This is a genomic window from Paenibacillus lautus, assembly GCF_050482385.1.
Classification (GTDB): domain Bacteria; phylum Bacillota; class Bacilli; order Paenibacillales; family Paenibacillaceae; genus Paenibacillus_AQ; species Paenibacillus_AQ lautus_B.
The window spans coordinates 121,983-138,651 of record NZ_JBCNHV010000016.1 but is presented as its reverse complement, the minus strand read 5'-3'; the positions used below and the strand labels follow the sequence as shown (position 1 = coordinate 138,651).

The 16,669-nt window shown below is 47.3% G+C and carries 17 protein-coding genes; all 17 read left to right on the top strand.

Annotated features, from left to right (window positions below):
- The first annotated feature begins 76 nt into the window (after nt 1–76).
- Entirely contained in the window at nt 77–1,282 is a 1,206-nt protein-coding gene (locus tag ABEW73_RS20890; protein ID WP_430167893.1) for an MFS transporter, read from the top strand.
- A 201-nt stretch (nt 1,283–1,483) separates the two neighbouring features.
- On the top strand, nt 1,484–1,858 hold the full coding sequence (locus ABEW73_RS20885; protein WP_430167896.1) for a nuclear transport factor 2 family protein: 375 nt from the start codon (nt 1,484–1,486) through the stop codon (nt 1,856–1,858).
- Between the two features lie 135 nt (nt 1,859–1,993).
- Nucleotides 1,994–3,007 carry a phosphotransferase enzyme family protein gene (locus ABEW73_RS20880; RefSeq protein ID WP_430167899.1) on the top strand — a complete coding sequence of 338 codons (1,014 nt, stop codon included), beginning with the start codon at nt 1,994–1,996 and terminating at the stop codon, nt 3,005–3,007.
- A gap of 72 nt (nt 3,008–3,079) precedes the next feature.
- Nucleotides 3,080–3,406: a phosphoglycerate mutase family protein gene (locus ABEW73_RS20875; RefSeq protein ID WP_430167902.1), complete on the top strand. Its 327-nt coding sequence runs from the start codon at nt 3,080–3,082 to the stop codon at nt 3,404–3,406.
- A 443-nt stretch (nt 3,407–3,849) separates the two neighbouring features.
- Entirely contained in the window at nt 3,850–4,185 is a 336-nt protein-coding gene (locus ABEW73_RS20870) for a hypothetical protein (RefSeq protein WP_430167905.1), read from the top strand.
- Nucleotides 4,186–4,378: 193 nt separating this feature from the next.
- Nucleotides 4,379–4,963: a TetR/AcrR family transcriptional regulator gene (locus ABEW73_RS20865; protein WP_430167907.1), complete on the top strand. Its 585-nt coding sequence runs from the start codon at nt 4,379–4,381 to the stop codon at nt 4,961–4,963.
- A 141-nt stretch (nt 4,964–5,104) separates the two neighbouring features.
- Entirely contained in the window at nt 5,105–6,319 is a 1,215-nt protein-coding gene (locus tag ABEW73_RS20860) for an MFS transporter (protein ID WP_430167910.1), read from the top strand.
- Between the two features lie 315 nt (nt 6,320–6,634).
- Nucleotides 6,635–6,937, top strand: coding sequence for an ArsR/SmtB family transcription factor (locus ABEW73_RS20855; RefSeq protein WP_430168244.1), 303 nt, complete (start codon nt 6,635–6,637; stop codon nt 6,935–6,937).
- A gap of 28 nt (nt 6,938–6,965) precedes the next feature.
- On the top strand, nt 6,966–7,826 hold the full coding sequence (locus ABEW73_RS20850; protein WP_430167913.1) for an aldo/keto reductase: 861 nt from the start codon (nt 6,966–6,968) through the stop codon (nt 7,824–7,826).
- 178 nt (nt 7,827–8,004) lie between these two features.
- Nucleotides 8,005–8,772: a DeoR/GlpR family DNA-binding transcription regulator gene (locus tag ABEW73_RS20845; protein WP_430167915.1), complete on the top strand. Its 768-nt coding sequence runs from the start codon at nt 8,005–8,007 to the stop codon at nt 8,770–8,772.
- 262 nt (nt 8,773–9,034) lie between these two features.
- Nucleotides 9,035–9,853 carry an MBL fold metallo-hydrolase gene (locus ABEW73_RS20840; protein ID WP_430167917.1) on the top strand — a complete coding sequence of 273 codons (819 nt, stop codon included), beginning with the start codon at nt 9,035–9,037 and terminating at the stop codon, nt 9,851–9,853.
- On the top strand, nt 9,850–11,097 hold the full coding sequence (locus ABEW73_RS20835) for an MFS transporter (RefSeq protein ID WP_430167920.1): 1,248 nt from the start codon (nt 9,850–9,852) through the stop codon (nt 11,095–11,097). Before ABEW73_RS20840 ends, ABEW73_RS20835 begins: the two co-directional genes overlap by 4 nt.
- Nucleotides 11,072–12,034: a metallophosphoesterase family protein gene (locus ABEW73_RS20830; RefSeq protein ID WP_430167923.1), complete on the top strand. Its 963-nt coding sequence runs from the start codon at nt 11,072–11,074 to the stop codon at nt 12,032–12,034. Before ABEW73_RS20835 ends, ABEW73_RS20830 begins: the two co-directional genes overlap by 26 nt.
- 384 nt (nt 12,035–12,418) lie before the next feature.
- Nucleotides 12,419–14,533: a BglG family transcription antiterminator gene (locus ABEW73_RS20825; protein WP_430168247.1), complete on the top strand. Its 2,115-nt coding sequence runs from the start codon at nt 12,419–12,421 to the stop codon at nt 14,531–14,533.
- Nucleotides 14,534–14,568: 35 nt separating this feature from the next.
- Entirely contained in the window at nt 14,569–15,012 is a 444-nt protein-coding gene (locus ABEW73_RS20820; protein WP_430167926.1) for a PTS sugar transporter subunit IIA, read from the top strand.
- Nucleotides 15,009–15,272, top strand: coding sequence for a PTS sugar transporter subunit IIB (locus ABEW73_RS20815; protein WP_430167929.1), 264 nt, complete (start codon nt 15,009–15,011; stop codon nt 15,270–15,272). The genes ABEW73_RS20820 and ABEW73_RS20815 overlap by 4 nt, the downstream gene beginning before the upstream one ends.
- A 23-nt stretch (nt 15,273–15,295) precedes the next feature.
- On the top strand, nt 15,296–16,591 hold the full coding sequence (locus tag ABEW73_RS20810) for a PTS ascorbate transporter subunit IIC (protein WP_430167931.1): 1,296 nt from the start codon (nt 15,296–15,298) through the stop codon (nt 16,589–16,591).
- Nucleotides 16,592–16,669: the final 78 nt, after the last annotated feature.

Here is a 16,669-nt window from a genome sequence, read left to right as displayed (position 1 = left end):
TGACAAGGGAGAAGAGTGAATTTAATATATGGAATGATCGATCCATAATTAAATTTATCATAAGGGGGAAAATATTTTGTCTCATTTATCATCTTCCACGGGTACGGCACAAACGGCAATTACGCCTGCCAGACTTCCTTGGTTAGCACTGCTCGCGCTTGCGATGACAGGTTTTATTTGTATCTTTACAGAAACCATTCCAGCCGGTTTACTACCGCATATCTCGGGAGGCTTGAATATTACAACAGGAATGGCCGGACAGCTCGTAACTTCTTATGCTTTAGGTTCCATTGTGGCGGCCATTCCGTTTGCTATGTTTACAAGTGGGATGAGGCGACGTCCGCTTCTGTTAGCCATTATTGTAGGTTTTTTCATCTTCAACTCGATTACCGCACTGTCAAGCAGCTATGCATTAACGCTGGTCGCTCGATTTTTCGCTGGTGTATCTGCGGGTGCCGCATGGGGGATGATTGCCGGATACGCCCGGCGTATGGTTCCGGAAGCCTTAAGAGGCCGTGCCTTGGCAGTCGCGATGGTTGGTACTCCGATTGCTCTTACATTAGGCGTGCCGGTTGGCACCTTGCTCGGTGATCTGATCGGTTGGCGACTTGTATTCGGACTCATGTCGCTTCTGACTCTCGCATTAATTGGATGGGTTCTGTGGCAGGTGCCGGACTATCCCGGGCAGCCTGCGAATCAACGTATGACGATCCGTCAAGTGTTTGTTATGCCCGGCATCCGCCCGATTCTTATGGTGGTACTGACGTGGATGCTGGCACACAATATTTTATATACGTATATCGCGCCGTTTCTTGAGCCTTTGGGACTGGCTGGGCGTGTTGATCTGGTCTTGCTTGTATTTGGAGCATTCGCACTTATCTCGATCTGGATTGTGGGTCTGTTGATAGATCGACACCTGCGCCTGCTTGTACTGCTTAGTCTGTTGGGCTTCCTGCTGGCTGCCGCAGCACTATGGACGGGTGCCACATCGGCATTCGTCGTTTATGCGGTCGTGGCATTATGGGGATTTACCTTCGGCGGTGCCGCCACCATGCTGCAAACAGCGCTTGCCGATGCAAGTGGTGAAGAGGGTGTGGATATCGTAATGCCAATCAATACTACAGTCTGGAATCTGGCCATCGCCGGTGGCGGGATTGTCGGGGGTGCTTTGTTGGAGTTTATTGGAGTCAAGTCGTTTCCGGGAGTGCTGTTGATTCTGCTGCTCATTGCATTGACTATTGCGTGGAGTTCGAAAAAACATGGTTTTCCCAGCAAAACATAAGACTTTTTCAGAGACGGATAATCGGAGAGCAAAAAGGTGCTAAAAAGAAATCGATGAACAAAAACTTGTATAATCCATGTTATGCTATGCTTGTAATATATTAACGTTAATATAGTGATGAAATCGGTAGTATCGGTATATATTCACCTGAACTAAGTATGCCAGTAAGGATCTTTAAAATTCATAAAGGAGAAACATATAATGAGTATAGAATCAGAACTCTCGTCTCAAATATACCGGCTTGGGGAATTACACAATGATTTTAGAAACGGTGAATTTGAGGAAATGAACACGCTATATTCAGACGAATTTCAAGGCATCCTGTACATGCCTTCAACCGGAAAAATGGAGATGTATAATGCAGAGCAAATCAAAAAAGGAAATGAAGATGCTGCACGTTATTACAAAGGCAAAAACATTAAGTTTATTTTTTCGGGACTGAAAATCCTTCCCCAATCTGAGGACCAGGCCGCAGTTTCATATGAAGTCACGCACCTAAACGATACTAAAATAATACGAGCCATTTCACTCGAAGTGTGGAAAAGAGTAGACGGCAAATGGAGAATGATCCGCTAGTATGAGGAAAAGGGGGAGGTCCTTTAAAAGGTATGATCTTACTTGGACCTGTTACATAGGATATCCTGCACGCTATTTGTTGAGAGAAGCTACTCCAAATGAATCATAAGGTTCTGGCTCTGGCGGAGGATTCGTATGAAAGGAGTGCGCATGGACCCAAACATAAAATTAATGTTCTTGGATGAACATGCCATTGAAGGTGCAGCACGGTTCGGAGTTAGCCCCGAGGAGCTGACCTTCATTGGAGGATTTCAAAGTTTTATCTATTCCTACAATCGCAATCATATGAAATATATCCTCCGCTTCACACCGAGCACTCATCGTACAGATGAAGGACTTGCAGCTGAAATAGAATGGATTCGTTATCTGTCAGAGAATGGTTTGGCAGTTTCAGACTCGATACCATCGATTAATAGAAAGGACTTCGAACGAATCCGAGGAAATCATATTGATTTCTACGCGACCTCATTCAGATATGCACCTGGTCGTAAAATCGGATACCCAGAATGCCTAGATAATCCACTACTTTACGAGCAATGCGGACGCCTGACTGGCCGTCTCCATGAACTGTCGAAGCGTTACAAACAACAGGCAAAGAGACACACATGGGAATGCAATGAATACCTATTACAGGCCAAAAATTATTTACCGGCAGTGCATCTACCAATTCTTGATGCGCTTGATGAACTTAAGAAACTTTTGTCCAGTCTCCGTGTTACTACTGATAATTTCGGTTTGATACACGGAGATATCAATGTAGGAAATTTCATGGTTGATGAATCAGGGGAAATAACGCTCTTCGACTTCGACGAATGCCAGTACAGTTGGTATGTCGAAGACATTGCCATCCAGCTTTATTATTTGCTGTATGTATTCGGGGAAGATTCGAAGGCTGAACGCAAGGTGCAGTACGAACTTTTCATGAAACATTTCGAGCGAGGCTATACAGAGGATGGCCGTCAAATGCCTGACGGCTGGAAGGATCAGCTGGAGCTCTTTCTGAGACTGCGTGAAATTATCGTAGTTGTCGGTATGCACCGAAGCTGGGATCTAAGTCAAGCAGATGGTTGGACCCGTGATTTTTTAAGGGATAGCAGGATGCGGATTCTGAAAGGAATTTCGTTGATCGACGAATTTCAGTCAACCTAAAAGCGAGGAAAAGATGGAACAAGTATGGTTATATGTTGGATAAACAATTCATAACTGAAAGGGGTGTGAACATTGGACCTTATTTTTATTCGCCATGGGCAAGGCGTGCATAATACAGACATCCCTGACAGACTTAATACAGAGAATCCGCGCCTGACCGAAAAAGGCCGCGAGCAGGTAGCTAAACTGAGGTTCATATTCTCATTCAATCAGGAGGATGTGTTTATCTCCAGCCCAACGTTAAGAACAATCGAGACCACTAATATCATGACATATGGATTGAATTCGGCGAAGAAATACGTTACTCCACTTGTAGGACCACGGATGTTTCCAGTACCCCCAAACCCCAAAGCCTTTGTGTTGAAATGTGATATCAACTATCCGCTTGGTAGGATCTAACCGATCATCCAGATTTTATCGTATTGGACAAGGATCATCCTGAATTATGGAACGCGGGAATTAATACGCTGTCTGAATCAGACTTCGCGCTACTTGGAATGAAACTGATACGGTGGATTAAAGCGCAGTGTTCAAAGAGGGTCTTTATAATAACTCATGATGGAACGATTACAAACTACCGATGCTTGTTAGGTGAAAATGGATTGACGAGATCTGATTTCTTAGGAGAAGCTGTCTGGTTCAAGGTGAATATGTAACCATATTTAGGTAATTGAGTGATTCTAGAGCAGAATTTGAGACCTGCGAAAGGAGGGAGGAGATGGCGGCTGAGTAAGCGTACATGGTATGTCTTTCTGGCAATTTGCGTCCTGATTCTAATGAGTGCGATGATATATTCGGCGTTTCAAAACAGAACATCGTTTAAGGAGATGGTACTGGATCAGTTGATTGAGCCTAAAACCATTAGCCATATGAGCGTCGGGAAAAATCGCTTCCGTCCGAACGAGCAAAAGATACAAATTACAGATCCCGTGGAGATCGAGCGCATCATGAACAGCTTTTCCGAAGTCAAACTGCGTAAAACCAGCAGAGTGAATTACGATGACGACGAATATGAAGTTTGGTTCCAGGGCCGGAAAGGTCCGACCTTCGCCGTATATTTTTTTAGCCCTGACCATGTGCGAATCTATAATGGTTCGAGCAATCACAAAAGGTATGGCAAGGAGTATAAAATCGTGAACGACTTCGATTTTGGGGTTATCGAAAATCTATTTAAATGAACGAATGAGGAGGACGAAGGTCATTGGACGATGACCTTTCTCTTCTCTGTAATCTGGAGACTTAAGGCCGATTTAACGATGATCTAATCTTATTCAGTCTTATCATTTTTGATCGTCTTCTGCTGTTTGAAATAAATACTGGAATGTTCGTTCCGATTAGGTTATACTCATTATAGAAAAGGAGGAAGCAACGATGGGACGGACCAAAGAATTTGACCGGGAGCAAGTACTGCGCAAGGCAATGATCGTATTTTGGGAAAAAGGATATGAGGCTGCGAGCATACCAGATTTATTGGAATCCATGGGGCTCAGCAGATCCAGTATGTACGAAACGTTTCATGATAAACAGACGCTGTATTATGAGGCTATCCAATATTATAAAAAAATGTCGCAAAAAAAACGCGATCTAATGATACACGCACCTTCTGCGATTTCTGGTATTCGCCAGTATTTCGAGTTGCATATCGCGAATGCTTTTGCCACGCACGGCGAAGCTTTCCCCAATGGATGTCTGATTACGAATGCTTCCGTTGGTCTGGATACCGTGGATGAGCCCTTGCAGGATACGATTCGCCAAAGCTTTACGGAGTTGGAGTACCTGTTTTATGAGACGTTAAAGAAAGGGCAAGAAGCGGGAGAAATAGCTCTGGAGAAAGATATTAAAATGTTCTCGTACCTGCTGCTGAATCTCAACCATAGCATCAACGTAATGGCCAGGATCCAGAGCGATATCCATAAAGTCCACGGTATGATGAACGCGGTCTTCGAAATGCTGTAAACCTATTTTTTTCACCAAATCTGAACGATCATTCCTGAAAAAGATTAACCCTTGTGTATAAGCATAGGGGGCAAACTATCCCCATACCGGAACGATCGTTCCTATATTGCGAATAATTCATAAAAAAAGGAGTGTTTATCAATGACTGAAAACGCAAAGGAACGCTCGGAGAAATCCGTTTCTAGATGGATCACACTGGTTCTTGCTGTTGCCTGTGGCTTGATCGTTGCAAATATTTACTATACACAACCTTTAATTGAATCGATCAGCACGGCCATAGGGTTATCTTCGGAAGCCGCAGGCTTGATCGTTACGCTGACCCAAATTGGTTACGGGATCGGCTTGTTATTTATCGTCCCTCTGGGAGATTTGCTTGAAAACCGCAAACTGGTGGTTACGCTGCTGATTCTGACGTCTATTGTATTAGTCATCGCCGCCGCAGCCCAAAACGCGGCTCTGTTTCTTTCCGCCTCCTTGTTTATAGGTGTCGGGGCCGTTGCGGCTCAGATCCTGGTTCCATACGCGGCGCATCTTTCCCCTGAGGAGACGCGTGGACGTAATGTAGGCAACGTAATGAGCGGTCTGTTATTGGGTATTATGCTGGCCCGTCCGGTTTCGAGTATGGTGGATAAATATTTCGGCTGGCATGCCATCTTTATTATTTCCTCCGTTATGCTCTTGGTACTGGCTCTTGTCTTGGCAAAAGTCCTTCCTGCAAGGCGGCCGCAAACCAAGGACAAATATCCGGTAATCATCTCGTCCATGCTGCAGCTGCTCAAGACAACGCCGATTCTGCGGCGCCGCGCACTGTATCACGCGTTTTTGTTCGGCATGTTTAGTCTGTTCTGGACAACGGTTCCGCTCGTTTTAACAAGTCCGGTGTTTCATTTTTCTTCAACAGGCGTAGCACTGTTCGCTTTGGCAGGGGTTTCCGGCGCGGCGGCGGCGCCTATAGCTGGCCGCTTAGCAGATAAAGGCCTGATACGTTCGGCAACGGGATTGTCCATCGCACTGGTGATTGTTTCGGGACTTTTACCGATTATGTTTCCCGGAGGTTCTATATTCTCTATCGTAATCCTCGTAATAGCTGCTATTTTGCTCGACATGGGCGTGTCCGCTAATTTGGTGTTAGGACAGCGAGCGATCTTCGCTTTGGGAGCTGATGTGCGCAGCCGACTGAACGGCATGTACATGGCAATCTTTTTTGCGGGTGGAGCCATAGGCTCCGCAGTCGGGGGATGGGCTTACGCCATGGGCGGCTGGAAAGCGGCGATGTGGGTTGGCGTTCTTTTTCCGTTCATGGCATTACTGTACTTCTTTACGGAAAAAAGAGGGGTACACAGTAATATAAGTTGAACGATGGTTGAGTCTTTCGGGAATGAGGGCATCGATTTTTTGAATGGCTCTAGTTGAACACTTGAATATATCGGAGTCCATGTTTTTTTGACATAGCCGCGGAAAATCGCGGCTTTTTTAATTTTTGTGCAGCCACAATTTAAACATGAATCGAAATAGTAGGCATTTCATTACAAGGGAAAATATGGATCTCCATTTGCTTTACCGATAGCATTTCGAATCTTCTCGTGTGTTATTCTAGGTTGGTCAAAAAGACTAAACAGTTAAACAAATGGGGGGGATTAGGTGAATCAGGAAATTGCAGCCGATATCGCTATGGAGTTCAAAAACAATCAAAAGGTGTTGATCGCCATCGGTGATGAAACCCGACAAGCCATTCTTAAAGCATTGATAGAGGGACCGCAAAATCCCGGAATGCGAGTGGGAGAGATCAGGTTGAATACTCATCTATCTCGCCCGGCAGTATCTCATCATTTGAAGATTTTAAAAGATGCTCAGATTGTAAGTGTTCGTAAAGAAGGGACCATCAATTACTATAGGCTGGATTCGAAAAGCAAGCTTCAGTCTTTAAAAAATCTAGTTCATGTAATCGAAAGAGCGTTGTTGCAATGTGAATAAATCGTAAGCACAGAAGGAGTGGTCACAGATGTATCGAACCGTCGAGGCGGCAAACGGAGTTCAAATTCCTCAGCTTGGTTTTGGCGTCTACAAAATCGAGAAGGGAGCTGTTTTTGAGAAAACCATCGCAGCGGCAATTCAATCGGGATATCGCCATTTTGATACAGCGAAGATATACGGCAATGAAGAAGCGTTAGGCCGAGAATTGCAAAAAAGCGGTCTTCCACGAGATGAGTTTTTCATTACTTCCAAGGTATGGACAACCGATCTTGGATATGATGCAACGAAAAAGGCGTTTGAGCAGACCTGTCGGAAACTGAATGTTACGTATCTCGATATGTATTTGATTCACTTTGCTGGACCTCATTACGAGAAAGCGTGGGCGGCGATGGAGGATTTGTACATGGAAGGGAGAATTAAAGTCATCGGCGTAGCAAATTTCGAAATCGAGCATTTGGAGTATCTCAAAAAGCAATCTCGGATATCACCGATGATCAACCAAATCGAAACGCATCCGGAGTTTCAACAACACGATTTGCATGAATATATGGTTCGTGATCGGATACTGCATGAAGCTTGGGGCCCACTGGGGCAAGGAAACAAGGCCTTGCTGGAGCATCCGGTTCTCGTTGAGATGGCCCGTAATCATCAAAAGTCAGTTGCACAAGTCGTATTACGCTGGCATATAAATCGGGGAGTTATGATCATCCCCAAATCGTCAAATTTGCAAAGGATAAAGGAAAACAGCGAAATTTTTGACTTCGATCTGAATGAGGAAGAAATGGACCGAATCCGGCAGCTAGACACGGGTACACGGTATTCCCTTAACCCGACTGGCTACATGATAAATCCGATTTACATACAGTTGATGAAGCTATTTGTAAAATAAGTGCGGTCTAACCTTAAACATATTAGCACAATCCGTGCACACCTAAATAGATATTGCAGAACAAGAATATAAACGCGAAAAACACCACAATAACACCAAAAACGGTAGAAAAGGAGGATTGAATGCTTTTATGGTAAACTTCTAATTAAGAAGTCTAGGCAAGTAAGGAGTGGAGTAGTTGTTTGCTGAGCAGCGGCATCAAATTATTATTCAGAAACTGAATCAGGACAAATCGATCCGAGCGTCGGAGCTCATGGAGCATTTCGGGGTTTCGTTCGAGACGATCAGACGTGATCTCGAATATTTAGAAAGCGAAGGCTACCTGCGGCGGGTGCACGGTGGGGCGATTCTGAAGGAGCCCGACTATAGCCGGGAAATCCCGCTGCCGATCCGCGAATCTATATATATGGAAGAGAAGACGGAGCTTTCTCAAATTGCGGTTCGTTATGTGACCGAAGGGATGTCCATCGCACTTGACCCCAGTACGACAAACAACCAGATTGCGAAGGCGCTGAAAGCCAAGTTCGATCGATTAACCGTGATTACAAACTCGCTTCCGATCGTCAACGAATTAGTTTCGATGCCAGGGTATACGGTGATTATGACCGGTGGCGTTATTCGTCATCAGGAGCAAAGCATCATCGGCGATCTGGCGGAAGAGTTTACTTCGCGCTTTCATGCGGATTTATTCTTTATGAGTATGAGCGGGGTTACGTTGGAAGCAGGGATTACAGATTACGGAGTCGGCGAAATTCAGGTAAAAAAAATAATGCTTGCGAACGCGAAGCGCTGCATCGCCCTCGCAGACAGCAGCAAGTTCGGACAAAATTCATTTATCAAAGTATGCGGAGTAACCGAAGTCGAACGGTTTGTGACGGATTCCAAAATCGACCGGGATATCGTTGAACAATTTAGCCAAAGCGGTGTCGAAATCGTATACAAATAATAGATCCACTTGAACGATTTTTGGTTTCCACGAACCAGGGATCGTTTATTTTATATTTGTAGTCGGTTTGTGGTTAGGAGCGGTTGTGTTTATGTGCATTTATGTGTTTATGGGACAGGTATGTACGATCAACAGATTTCGAAAGAAAACAGATTGTAAATCATAAATATTTGTATGTGATTGATTGTATATATGTGGTATTATCTGTATTAATCAAGAGTCGAGGAAATAAACAATTGCTTCTCAAAGGGAGGAGAAACCAATGAAAATCCACTTTCTTGGAACGGCTGCAGCGGAAGGATTTCCAAACCCGTTCTGCCGCTGTGACGCCTGCTGCAATGCGAGGTCGCTCGCAGGAAAAAACATTCGAACGAGAAGCTCTGTATTGATCGATGGCGTTATCAAGGTTGACTATTCCGCGGATTCGCATATGCAGGCGCTCCGTGATCGGATCGACTTGGGCGCGGTTGAGCATCTATTGTTCACGCATACGCATTACGATCATTTTCAGCCATCGGATCTGTACAATCGTATTGAAGGGTTTGCGCACGGTATCGATCACCCCTTACATATTTACGGCAACGATTCGGCCATTAACCAGACTATAGCTGCACTTGGGCCGGACGCTGGAGGCAGGTTCGCGTTCCACTTATTGCGTCCGTTCGAGACGATTTCACTCAGCGACACACAGGTCACCCCTTTGCTTGCAAATCATGACCCAATGGAGACATGCTTGCTGTTTTACATAGAAAAAGGGGGTAAAACGCTATTTTACGGCAATGACACCGGATGGTTTCATGACGATACTTGGAAATGGCTTCAAGGCAAAGTGATCGATATGGCGATCATCGATTGCACGCATAGCTTTACGAACAATGATCGTAATCCAAACCATATGGGGATTGAAACTGTGCTGGAGGTTCAGCGCGTGTGGCGGGAAGAAGGTACGCTTGCGAGCAACGGCCTTGTATATGTGACTCATTTTACACATAACTCCGGATTTCTGCATGATGATTTTGAACGCGTTTTCGAACCTGCTGGCATTAAGGTGGCATACGATGGCTTGATCGTCGACCTATGACGAGTGGCAGCAGCAACGCAATCGAACAGCGCCAGATTAGGATTGTCGGCATCGTAACCGCGCTAACTCTCTTCGGCGATTCCATGCTGTACATTGTCCTCCCGGTGTATTGGAAGGAAGCGGGACTGGACGCGCTTTGGCAGGTAGGCGTACTGTTGTCTGTAAACCGACTAGTAAGGCTGCCCCTTAATCCTGTTATTGGCTGGCTGTATCATCGGATGTCGCTTCGAACCGGTCTGTTCATCTCCGTTTTGTTAGCGGCGCTTACCACAGTAGGATACGGTATCTTCAAAGGGTTTGTTCTTTGGATAGTGTTGCGAGCGGTGTGGGGGATTGCATGGTCCTTGATGCGAATGGGCGGGTATTTGACCGTCATTCGCTACTCCGACGATACGAATCGAGGGCGCTTAATGGGAACGTATAACGGGTTGTGGCGCCTTGGCAGCTTGGTAGGCGTACTGTTCGGAGGGTTGCTTGTGCCCTTCTTCGGGTTACGGTCTGTCTCGATATGGTTTGGCATGATGGCATTGGTCGGACTTCCGTTGATAGCGGCATCCATAAATCAAGGGAAAGCATCCGGAACACATCAAATGGAACTAACTCGTAGTAACATAAATACGGTGTGGTCGCTGCAGGTGAAGAAAATCGTTCTAAGCGGATTAATTATATCATTACTGCACGCCGTGTTCGGCGCGACACTCACGTATCTTATCGATACGAGTTATCCAACGGGGATACCATGGTTCGGATTGATCATTGGCAGTACGGCGTTAGGCGGCGTATTGACAGCGCTTCGCTGTACTTGGGAGCCGTTCTTAGCTCGATGGTTCGGACAGCGTACGGATGGGCCGAGAGGAAGGCTGCCATTATTTATGCTATCGTTGGCGGGTGCGGCAGCCGGTTACGCATTACTTCCGTGGCAGCTGCCGATCGGTATTTGGATTGTTATTGTTATTTTCGTCATGATTACAAGCACTGCGCTGGGTACGATCATGGACGCTATGGCTTCTGATGCTGCGAAGAGCACTTCCGTTATTACCGTCATGACCGCTTATTCCGTATCCACCGATTTAGGGGCGGCGATCGGTCCGACGTTGATTTATTGGGTGATCGGTTTGAAGTATGGCATTACATCGATGTATTTGGCGTGCGCTGCTGTATTCATTTTGATCGGGTTATGGTATTGGAAGGAATATACGATGAAGGGGCGGGTATACCTTGGTGAAAAAGTTGAAGTTTCGTGAGGATGGAACGTTTGTCATCGTGCAGTTTTCTGATGTTGAGTTTATTGACGCTGAAGACCTGGATCCGGAGACGCCACTTCTCGACTCCATGACGAAGGCGACGATGGAGAGAATCATCGCGATTGAGCAGCCGGATCTTGTTGTGTTTGCAGGCGACTTAACGGCAAGTGCTAGAAGCAAAGATCCGCTTCAATCGTTCCGAAGCGCGGTCGCGGTCGCTGAAGAAAACCGCGTAGCGTGGGCGGCTGTGTTTGGTAATCATGACTCGGAAGGGAGCTTGCCCCGAAAGAGAATGCATGAGGAGCAGCTCCTACATGAATATTGCGTAGCCCAACCGGATCCTCCGGGGGTTAGCGGAGCGGGAAATTATGTGCTGACGATTAACGATCGGGCAGAGAAGCCAGCGGCCTCGTTGTTTTTCCTCGATAGCGGCGATTACTCACCGATTGAAGCGGTGGGCGGATACGACTGGATACGCCGTGATCAAATCGAATGGTATGTATCCGAATCACGGCAATTGGCCGAGCGGAATGGCGGGACGCCTTTGCCCGCACTGGCTTTTTTTCATATTCCGCTGCCCGAATACGATGAGGTATGGAAGACGAGAGTGTGTGAGGGCCATTGCAGCGAATGGATCAGCTCGCCGAAGGTAAATTCAGGCTTGCTTGCCGCCATGGTAGAGATGGGCGATGTGATGGGCACGTTCGTCGGACATGACCACTCAAACGATTATTGCGGGACACTGCATGGCATACGTCTTTGCTACGGGAGGTCTACTCGTTACGTTAGTTATGTAGATGGTGTGCGTAAGGATAAGTTTCCGACGGGAGCAAGAGTCATTCGATTAAATGCGGGCGAACGACAGTTCGAGACATGGATCCGCCAGAGCGACGGACTAGTCGCGGAATTACCGATACATAAGCCGGACACTCGGTAAGTGAATATAATGGAGGTTCACTTCAATCTCGAAGCGAATAACATTTTGCATGGGCCATTCAGCCTGTGCTTTTTTTTGTCCGGCATTCATGCTTAACTATTGAAGATTTATAAGTATCGAAAAAAGAAAAGTTATGACTTTGAAAGCCGCATTGTATGCGTCTTTTTTTGTTTTAAGATGGACTGACTGAAAACAATGGACAAATAAAAAGGAAACTATCGGAAGTCAGATATCCACAGCTGTTTTCTAAACTAACAGTTTAAACACTTGAGTTCATTTTTGCACAAAAGGGTCTCCATGAATTGAACTGTCTTTCATGAATTGCCTGTGGGTATAATCGAATTGCAAAAGGCACTACACTAACGGCAAAGGAGTTGATGCCGTATTCTAGACGAAAGAAGTACCCGGATTTTAATGCTGCTTTATGAGGCGGCCGATTATGTGTCGCTGGAAGAACTGATGCAGAAGGTCGGTATCTCCAGACGAACCGTTTATTATGATATGGAAAAAATAAACGGTTACTTGAAAGCGATTCATCTTCCGCCGGTCCGATATGTCAGGACAGTTGGCTATTATTTGCCCGATGAGAGCAGGGCCGGTCTTCCGCAGTCAACCGGGAAGCCTCATGCACAGCCGTATTATTTGTCTCCACGGGAAAGAATGGCATGGATGTCGCTTTATCTGTTATCGGCGGAGGGTCCGCTCTTTGTTCATCACTTGACGGATCTTTTGCAGGTTAGCCGAGGGACTGTGCTCAAGGATTTGAATATGGTCCGGTCGGACATGAAGGCCTCGAATCTAAAGGTAACCTACGATCGGAAACGGGGTTATGGCGTAAATGGGGAGGAACGTGACAAGCGGAGGGCCCTGAACTATTATTTCGGTCAGGTTTTCGGCGATGCAGGCTGGGAGCAGGTATTTAACCAGAAACCGGAATCGGAGCGACCGGATCTTGCCCAAAACTTATTTCCCCCTATGAAGTCGGGACACCTGAAGCGAGTGTATCGCCTTATCTCGGATAGCGAAATTACGCTGGGCGTAGATTTGACGGACGAGATGTTATTTCATTTGACGGCACGCTTCCTGTTGTATGTACGACGTATTCAGGAAGAGCAGTTTATCTCAATAGACGAAGATGAACGAAACGTGCTGCGGCGAATGCCAGAGTATGAAGTTGCCGCTGGGGTTGCTGAAGGTCTCGGCCAAATGTTCGGCGTCTCTATCCCGGATGAAGAAATCTGCTACTTTACGATGCATCTGCTGGGAGCGAGAGTCAACCGGATGGACCAGATGACCGGATCCGAAGAAGTGCTTAAGCAGCTTCGGCAAGTGACCAGACAGATGATAGATGATTTTCAGCGTTACGCCTGTGTATTCCTGCCGAACCGGGAAGCGATGGAGGAGAATCTGCTTGTCCATTTGAAGCCGGCTTATTACCGGATCATATACGGACTCGGCCTTGAAAATCCGCTGCTCGAAAATATCCTGTCCAAGTACAGGGAAGTGTTCGAGCTGACCCGACGCTCCGCGGCTCCGTTCGAACAACTGGTTGGACGTCATCTTGACGATAACGAAATCGGATACCTCGCCATGCATTTCGGCGGCTGGCTGCGCCGAGAGAATACGAAGCCGGCTGTACGGAGACAGGCCGCCATCGTCTGCGTCAACGGCATTTCCGCTTCGCGAATGTTGAAATCGCAGCTGGAGAACCTCTTCTCAGCAGTGGATATTACAGCGGTACTCTCGCTCCGGAATTATGAGTCGTTTCATGAAGAGAATGTTGATTTTATTTTCTCAACAGTACCGTTGCCGGATAGTAAAGTGCCCGTTCTCCTAGTGAATCCGATTCTTAGCGATAAGGATAAGGAACACCTGCTGAACCAAGTCAACATGGTTGCCGGTCGTAAATCAAAGACCCCGGTGTACTCGGTTCAAGCGCTGCTGGACATCGTCCATAAATATGCCGCGGTTAGGGATGAAGCAGGACTTACGGAGGAGCTTAACCACTACTTGTCCGTTGGGAAAACATGGCTGAGTGAAGCACGCAAGCCATCATTGTCAGATCTGCTCACTGGACAGATGATCCAAATGAAAAGAGAATCGGCCGACTGGCGGAGCGCCATACGCGAAGCCTCCGAACCCCTGCTGAAGGATGGGCGCATCGATGAAGCCTATATCGATGCGATGATCTCCAAAGTAGAGGCGCTCGGCCCTTACATCGTTGTTGCACCAGGCATCGCGATTGCGCATGGCAAGCCGCAGGATGGAGTCCGGCGGCTGGGAATCAGTCTGCTGCGGGTGGAGCAACCCGTCGCCTTCTCAGAAGAAGCAAGGCATCAAGTTCAGATCATTCTGGTACTGGCGGCGATTGACGGCGAGTCCCACCTCAAAGCGCTATCGGAGCTGACCATCCTGCTCAGGGAGAAGGAGAACCTGATCCGTCTGAAAGAGGCCAAGACAAAAGAAGAGATACTGCAGCAATTACACACCGGTCTTTAGCATCAATTAGAATACCGGACTTGGGAGAGATGAGAATGAAATTTTTAGAACACTCACTAATTGCCTTGGATGTGGAGGCCGAGACGGCTGAAGAAGCGATCCGCTTAGCAGGAGATCTGCTGGTAAAAGCGGGTGCGGCGGAAGAACGTTATGCCGACGCCATGGTGAAATCTTACCGTGAAAGAGGACCGTACTTTGTTCTTGCACCTCATATCGCACTTCCGCATGCTCGTGCAGAGGATGGGGTGAATGAAGCGTCCGTCTCGCTGATTAAATTGAAGAAGCCGGTCGTATTCGGCCATGCGGCCAACGACCCGGTACAGCTTGTATTTGCCCTCGGCGGCTCTTCAAGTTCGGAGCATATCGCCATGCTGCGCAAGCTGACCACCTTGCTAAGCAGCCCGGGCAGCATCGAGCAATTCATGAATGCAACTGATGTAGAGACAATCCAACAACTCATTAGGGGGAACGAACAATGAAAATTTTATGCGTATGCGGTCTTGGACAAGGAACAAGTCTGATTTTGAGAATGAATGTGGAGAACGTGCTGAGCGGTATGGGAGTAAATGCCGATGTGGAGCATACGGACGTTTCAACGGCATCCGGAACCGCAGCCGACTATATCATTACAAGCAACGAGCTGGCACAAAGCCTTCAAGGTCATGCGGCCCAAATAGTTATCGTCAACAACTATTTTGACAATAACGAGATCAAACAGAAGCTGGAAGAAGTGCTGTAAACCATTAGAAAGGGAGAGGGCATATGGACGTACTTTTTTGGATTGCCACCAACATTTTTGGAACGCCCGCCATTCTGCTCGGATTTATCGTTCTGGTCGGCTTGCTGCTTCAGAAGAAATCAACGAGCCAGCTTGTAAGCGGCACGTTTAAAGCGATCATCGGCTTCCTCGTTATCGGCGCAGGCTCTGATGTCATCGTGAAAGCGTTGAATGTATTCGAGCCGATGTGGAAGGAAGTCTTCGGATTGGAGAGCGGATCCCTCGGTACCTTCATGGGTCAGGAGGCATTCAATTCCAAATTCGGAAGCGCCGTTACGCTTGCTATGCTTATCGGTTTTCTGATCAACGTTCTGCTGGCACGCTTCACCCGGTTTAAATTTATTTACCTGACCGGGCACATGATGTTCTGGACGTCGACCGTTTTTGCGGGCGTGATCGTTCATGCGGCCAGCGGGATTTCGATCTGGAAGCTGGTTCTGATGCTCGCTGTCGTCCTCGGTGTGTACTGGACATTCCAGCCGGCGCTGGTTCAGCCGTTCCTGCGTAAAATTACGGGCAACGATAACATTGCGCTTGGTCACACATCGGCCTCGGTTGCGCTGCTTGCTGCCTTGTTCGGTAAATTGTTCGGCAACAAAAACAACGATTCCGAGAAAATCAAAGTACCCAAAGGCTTCGAGTTTCTTCGAGATTCCAACGTCATCACTGCGCTCAGTATGGGAGTTTTGTTCCTGATCGGGGCCATTATTCTATCAACGAAAGGCACACCGGCGGCTGCGGAACTGATGAAACAATCGGGTGACCAGAACTTTATTATCTACTCTATTATCCAATCGTTCACATTCGCAGGCGGAATCGCCATCGTTCTGATGGGGGTCCGGATGTTTGTCGGCGAGCTGGTTCCGGCCTTCAACGGGATCGCTACCAAACTCGTACCAGGCGCCAAACCGGCACTCGATGCGCCAGTTGTATACCCTTACGCGCCGAATGCGGTGGTTCTTGGCTTCCTGGGAGCTTTCGCGGGAGCGATTATCTGGCTGCTTGTACTGGGCAACACCGTTGCTTACATTTTCGTCCCAACCATGATCGTCTTATTTTTCCATGGTGCTACGGCAGGGGTGTTCGGGAACTCGACAGGCGGTGTTCGCGGGGCCGTTATCGGCGGCTTCGTCACTTCCACCGTTGTTGCTTGGGGACAGTTTCTGATGGTTCGCTTCTTCATCGCCTCGACGGTGCCGGATACAGCCATGTGGGCAGCGGATTCCGATATGTTCATCATTGGACCGATTCTGCACTTCCTGGCAAAGCTGTTCTTTTAGAGGTTGTTCAAAAAGCCGTCTTTTGATCATGAGGAGATCGGGAAGCGGTCTAAGGGCGGGCCTTTCGTTGCTCACGTA

Bases quoted from the DNA above. Each gene is read 5' to 3' on its own strand.
- ABEW73_RS20885 (WP_430167896.1), top strand. From the start codon at position 1,484: ATGAGTATAGAATCAGAACTCTCGTCTCAAATATACCGGCTTGGGGAA.
- ABEW73_RS20880 (WP_430167899.1), top strand. From the start codon at position 1,994: ATGAAAGGAGTGCGCATGGACCCAAACATAAAATTAATGTTCTTGGAT.
- ABEW73_RS20865 (WP_430167907.1), top strand. From the start codon at position 4,379: ATGGGACGGACCAAAGAATTTGACCGGGAGCAAGTACTGCGCAAGGCA.
- ABEW73_RS20860 (WP_430167910.1), top strand. From the start codon at position 5,105: ATGACTGAAAACGCAAAGGAACGCTCGGAGAAATCCGTTTCTAGATGG.
- ABEW73_RS20855 (WP_430168244.1), top strand. From the start codon at position 6,635: ATGGAGTTCAAAAACAATCAAAAGGTGTTGATCGCCATCGGTGATGAA.
- ABEW73_RS20850 (WP_430167913.1), top strand. From the start codon at position 6,966: ATGTATCGAACCGTCGAGGCGGCAAACGGAGTTCAAATTCCTCAGCTT.
- ABEW73_RS20840 (WP_430167917.1), top strand. From the start codon at position 9,035: ATGAAAATCCACTTTCTTGGAACGGCTGCAGCGGAAGGATTTCCAAAC.
- ABEW73_RS20835 (WP_430167920.1), top strand. From the start codon at position 9,850: ATGACGAGTGGCAGCAGCAACGCAATCGAACAGCGCCAGATTAGGATT.
- ABEW73_RS20820 (WP_430167926.1), top strand. From the start codon at position 14,569: ATGAAATTTTTAGAACACTCACTAATTGCCTTGGATGTGGAGGCCGAG.
- ABEW73_RS20815 (WP_430167929.1), top strand. From the start codon at position 15,009: ATGAAAATTTTATGCGTATGCGGTCTTGGACAAGGAACAAGTCTGATT.
- ABEW73_RS20810 (WP_430167931.1), top strand. From the start codon at position 15,296: ATGGACGTACTTTTTTGGATTGCCACCAACATTTTTGGAACGCCCGCC.